Origin of the sequence: Dietzia sp. B19 (assembly GCF_014145155.1) — a bacterium.
In the GTDB taxonomy this organism is placed as follows: Bacteria; Actinomycetota; Actinomycetes; order Mycobacteriales; family Mycobacteriaceae; genus Dietzia; species Dietzia natronolimnaea.
In genome coordinates, this window is record NZ_JAALED010000468.1 from 11,352 (window position 1) to 16,049 (window position 4,698).

Genomic DNA, 4,698 nt, shown 5'->3' on the forward strand with positions numbered 1-4,698 from the left:
CCACGCCCATCGGCCGGGGGAGCGTCGCGGCGAAGAACGGCTCGGCGGCCGGCGAGCGCCAGTCCACCAGCAGGGGGGTGCCGGTCGGGTCGATCAGCCCGATGCGGCCCACGTAGACCGGATCGGCGCCCCCGGTGAAGGCGACGTGCCCGATGCACAGGTCCAACCCGAAGGGCCGCAGGGTGGTGAGTTCGGCGACGAGGCGGCGGATGTCCGCATCGCGGTCGATGGTCTGGGCGCCGGTACCGGCCGGGTCGCGGCGACGGGCGCCCAGGCGGGCCGACAGGTCGGCGACCCGCTGCGCGAGGCAGTCCGCGATCGCCGAGAACTGCTGTTCGTCGGCGGCGATCAGGGCCGGATCGGCCTTGCTCCGAAGGTGGTCGGGGAGAGCGAAAATGCTGGTCGGCAGGGGTGGCATCGCGCTAGTGTGCGCCCCCACCGGGGTCTTGCGGCAAGACCCCCACCAGCTATATCTTGAAAGGGGAACAGGGAACGTCGGCCCGACCCGAGGCTCCCGCCCTCGCGCCACAGTGACCCACGTCATATCCTCAGAGCGTGAAGGTTGATCTGACGGTCCTGGCCATCCCCGGTTTCATCGCGGCGATGGCGGCCGAATACGCATGGCAGTCCCGCAATCCGGCGGAAGGGGAGCGGGCCGGCGACTACGAGTTCGCCGACACCATGGCCAGCCTGTCGATGGGCGTGGGCAGTCTGGTGGCTCCGTACGTGGCGGACACGCTGCTCGCCCCCGTCACCCCGCGCACCGGCCGGTACGCCAAGGCGCTGATGGGCCTGTCCCTCGCGGCGGCGGCCGCAGCGACGGTGGGAGACGTGGTGCGGCGCACCCGGGCCACCGGTCTGCTCAGGGCGGGCGCGTTGCCGTCGAGGGTGTCGTCATCCCTTTCGAGTCGAGCACCCCTATCGAGCCAAACGTCCCTGTCAGGCCGGGCGATGGGGAACGACGACGACGAGGTCCTCACCTCCGACCCGGATCCCGTCCCCGGGGCCGCCCAGGTGCTGCCCGCGCTGCGACGCATCACCGGAGGGTCGGCGGTGACGTCGCTCGCCTCGGCGGTGGTGACGGTCTCGACGTTGTGGAGTGCGGAGACGGCCGGCAAGAAGCTCTTCCGACTCTCCCCGTTGGATCTGGGCACGGGGCCGCTCGCCTACGCGGTGGCGATCCTGGGGTGGGACTTCATCTACTACTGGAACCACCGCTTCGATCACGAGAGCCGCTGGCTGTGGGCCATGCACGTGGTGCACCACTCCAGCGAGCGCTACAACCTCTCCACCGCCCTGCGCCAGCCGGTCGCCGAGGCGTTGACGATCTACGTGCCGTACGGGCTGCTCTCGCTGCTGGGGGTGCGGCCGGCGCTCGTGCAGGACGCCCGCGCGATCAACCTGATCTACCAGTTCTGGGTCCACACCGAGGTGATCCGGTCGATCGGGCCGTTCGAGCGGGTGTTCAACTCGCCCGCCCACCACCGCGTGCACCACGGCAGCAACCGCGAGTACCTGGACCGGAATCACGGCAGCATCCTCATCCTGTGGGACCGCCTGTTCGGCACCTTCGAGCCCGAGGGGCAGAAGGTCGTCTACGGGCTGACCACCAACATCGATACGTTCAACCCGGCGCGGATCGCCTCTCACGAGTGGATCGCGATCGCCCGAGACGTGTTCCGATCCGAGACCTGGAAGGACCGGGTCGGCTACCTGGTGCGCGGGCCGGGGTGGGCCGGGGCGCGGCGGGCGTGACGCCGCTGACCTGGGGTGCCCTGCACGGACGGTCCAGGGCATCGCAGGTCAGCGAGCGGTCAGCCTAGCCCGCCACCAGGAACCAGGTTCCCAGTGCGCCCAAGGGTCACTGCCCGGTGATGACGACCCGGTTCCCGTCCGGATCGCTCAGCAGGAGGATCCGTGCGCTGCCACCCGGGACCGGGCCATCGTGGGCGATGCCGCTCGCGGTCAGCCGGGCCGCGGCGGCGTCGAGGTCGGTCTCGTCGAGGACGACGGTCGAGTGGCCTGCGCGCTCGGGCTCGGACCACACCTGTAGTCCGAAGGTGTCGCCCGGGTGCCATTCGATGAGGCCGGGCATGGGCCGCAGGTCGGGGGCGCGATCGAACAACAGGGAGTACCACTGCTCGGCGCGGGCGATATCGCTGACAGTGCACTGGGCGAGGATGCGACGGATCATAAGGCGCTCTTCCGACGGTGGAGTGCGCTCACCGTAACAGCTCGCGTCCCGTGCCAGCGTGAAGGCCGCCGCAGCGTAACGGGTCACCGGTAGGGTTCGATTTCGCGTGTAAGGCACCGCACCCGCACTGGTAAGGAGCGACATCGTGTTTCCCTCTGGCTCGATCGAGAATCCGCTGCGCTATCTCTTCGGCCCCGGGCCGGGTGAGGCGTCCTGTCTGGCCCTGACGCCCGAGTGCATGGGCCTGCTGCCGTATCTCGCCGCCCGGTTCGGCATGGGCTCCTGACGCACTGCGTCACGAGCGCGTCGCCCCGCCCGGCGACAACTAGAACCTGTTCTTGACACCCGTCAACCCCCGCGTATTCTCCTCAGGGTGACCACCCTCACCTCCTTCCCTCGTCTCCTGTCGCCCGGGCGTATCGGCCCCATGTCCACGGCCAACCGCATCGTCCTGCCGGCCATGGACATGAACGTCTCGGAGGACGGTGAGATCGAACAGCGGGAGATCGACCACTACGTCGCCCGCGCCGCCGGCGGTGCCGGGCTGATCATCACCGGCGCGTGCGCGGTCGCCTTCCCGCACGGCGCGGCGTCAATGAAGGAACCGGGGCTCTCGGACGACAGGTTCCTCCCCGGGCTCACGGCCCTGGCGGACGCCGTCCACGCCGCGGGGTCGAAATTGTGTGTGCAGTCCACGCATCACGGCAAGGTCGCGCGGGTGGACATCGCGAACGACCGGCCGGTGATCGCCCCCAGCGCGCCCGATTACGACTACGACTACTCCGCGTTGGCCGACAGCACCCCCGACGAGCTCGGCAGGATGGGCGCCGCCACCGGTGGCAAGAAGACGGTCTACCGGGAAATGACCGGCGAGGACATCGCCTGGCTCGTCTCCACCTGGGCCGATGCCGCCGACCGCATCGCCCGGTCCGGAGCGGACGCGATCGAGATCCACGTGGCGCACGGCTACATCCTCGGGGTGTTCCTCAACCGCCGCGACAACCAGCGCACCGATTCCTACGGCGGGTCGCTGACCAACCGGGCGCGACTCGCGTGCGAGGTCATCGCCGCGGTCAAGGAGCGGGTGGGGGACACGCTCGCGGTGTTGGTGCGGGTGTCCGGTGAGGAGTACGGCCAGGACGGCGGGTTGACGCTCGAGGAGGCCATCGAGGCCTCACGCATGTTCGAGCGCGCGGGCGCCGACGCCATCCATGTGACCGGGTGGGGCCGCAACCCCTTCGACAACTTCACCGACGGCCCCCTGCCGGACACCGTCGGCGCGTACCTGGACAACGCGGCTGCCATCAGGCAGGCCGTGTCGGTGCCGGTGATCGCGGTGGGCCGCATGCTGCCGGAGGTCGCGGAGAAGGCGATCGACGACGACAAGGTGGACTTCGCCGCCATGGGCCGGCAGTTGCTCGCCGATCCGGAGCTGCCCAACAAATTGGCCGCCGGCACACCCGAGCTGGTGCGACCGTGCATCAACTGCTACTTGTGCGTGGCCGAGAACTTCTTCGACGACACCCCCTTCTGCGCGGTCAATCCGGCGTTGGGCAACGAGACGCTGCTGCCGCTGACTCCGGCGCCGGCCCGAACCCACGTCGTGGTGGTGGGCGCGGGTCCGGCCGGGCTGGAGGCCGCCCGCGTGTTGGCCGAACGCGGTCACCGCGTGACGGTGGTGGACAAGTCCGACCGGCTCGGCGGCACGATGTGGTTCTCCAGCCTCACGACTCCGGACAACGAGCCGCTCATCCGCTGGTTCGCCGCCGAGATCGATCGCCTGGGCATCGACGTCCGGCTGAACACCGAGGCGACGCTGGACTCCCTCCGTTCCCTGCAGCCCGACTGGGTGGTGGTGGCCACCGGGGCCGTGCGGCCCGCGCCGCAGATCCCCGGCGGGGACCTGCCGCACGTGCACACCGGCGACTCGCTGCGGGCCACCATGCTGGGCACGGCCACCGCCGACGAGGCCGGGCTGGCGCTGCGGGTGATCGGGAGGCTCGGCCGCCTGTCGGGCATCACCAAGCGACCAGCGTGGATTCGTTGCCTGACCAGGATCGCGCTCCCGATGGGCAAGGACGTGGTGGTGATCGGCGGTTCGCTGGTCGGACTGGAACTGGCCGAGTTCTTGGCCGAGCGCGGTCGGCGCGTGACCCTGCTGCACGACGGTCAGCAGCTCGGACTGCCCCTGGCCATGCCGCGCCGGTGGACCGCCGTCCGCCACGCGCGCGAGCACGGGGTGGCGATCCACCGCCGGGTCACCGTCACCCGGATCACCGAGTCCGACGTGCAGTGGACCGACCGCAAGGGCAACGCCGCCTCGGCTCCGGCCGACATGGTGATCTATGCCGACGGCACCACTGCCTCCGCGCCCCTGGCCGACCAGCTGCGCGAGGCCGGCGTCGAGGTGGAGGTGATCGGCGACGCCGGAGAGGTGGGCTACATCCACGGCGCGATCCACTCGGCGTGGAAGGTCGCCACGGTCGGGTGAGCACGGTCGGGTG

4 protein-coding genes and 1 pseudogene are annotated in these 4,698 nt (G+C 70.2%); 3 read left to right on the top strand and 2 right to left on the bottom strand.

The genetic code is table 11. The annotated features are described in order from the left end of the window. Positions 1 to 418: pseudogene (locus G6020_RS13075) on the bottom strand (AAA family ATPase); the annotation flags it as partial. Positions 419 to 555: 137 nt separating this feature from the next. Here G6020_RS13075 and G6020_RS13080 point away from each other — a divergent pair. Continuing rightward, positions 556 to 1,755 carry a sterol desaturase family protein gene (locus tag G6020_RS13080; RefSeq protein WP_182610917.1) on the top strand — a complete coding sequence of 400 codons (1,200 nt, stop codon included), beginning with the start codon at positions 556 to 558 and terminating at the stop codon, positions 1,753 to 1,755. Between the two features lie 106 nt (positions 1,756 to 1,861). Here G6020_RS13080 and G6020_RS13085 read toward each other — a convergent pair whose 3' ends face one another. Next, positions 1,862 to 2,194: a VOC family protein gene (locus G6020_RS13085; RefSeq protein WP_182610918.1), complete on the bottom strand. Its 333-nt coding sequence runs from the start codon at positions 2,192 to 2,194 to the stop codon at positions 1,862 to 1,864. A 145-nt stretch (positions 2,195 to 2,339) separates the two neighbouring features. Between G6020_RS13085 and G6020_RS13090 the strand changes: the two genes are divergently transcribed. Together G6020_RS13090 and G6020_RS13095 are read left to right on the top strand one after the other, a co-directional pair. Further along, positions 2,340 to 2,480, top strand: a complete 141-nt coding sequence (locus tag G6020_RS13090; protein ID WP_179525730.1) for a hypothetical protein — start codon at positions 2,340 to 2,342, stop codon at positions 2,478 to 2,480. A gap of 87 nt (positions 2,481 to 2,567) precedes the next feature. After that, positions 2,568 to 4,685 carry an NAD(P)/FAD-dependent oxidoreductase gene (locus G6020_RS13095; RefSeq protein ID WP_347237799.1) on the top strand — a complete coding sequence of 706 codons (2,118 nt, stop codon included), beginning with the start codon at positions 2,568 to 2,570 and terminating at the stop codon, positions 4,683 to 4,685. Positions 4,686 to 4,698 lie beyond the last annotated feature (13 nt).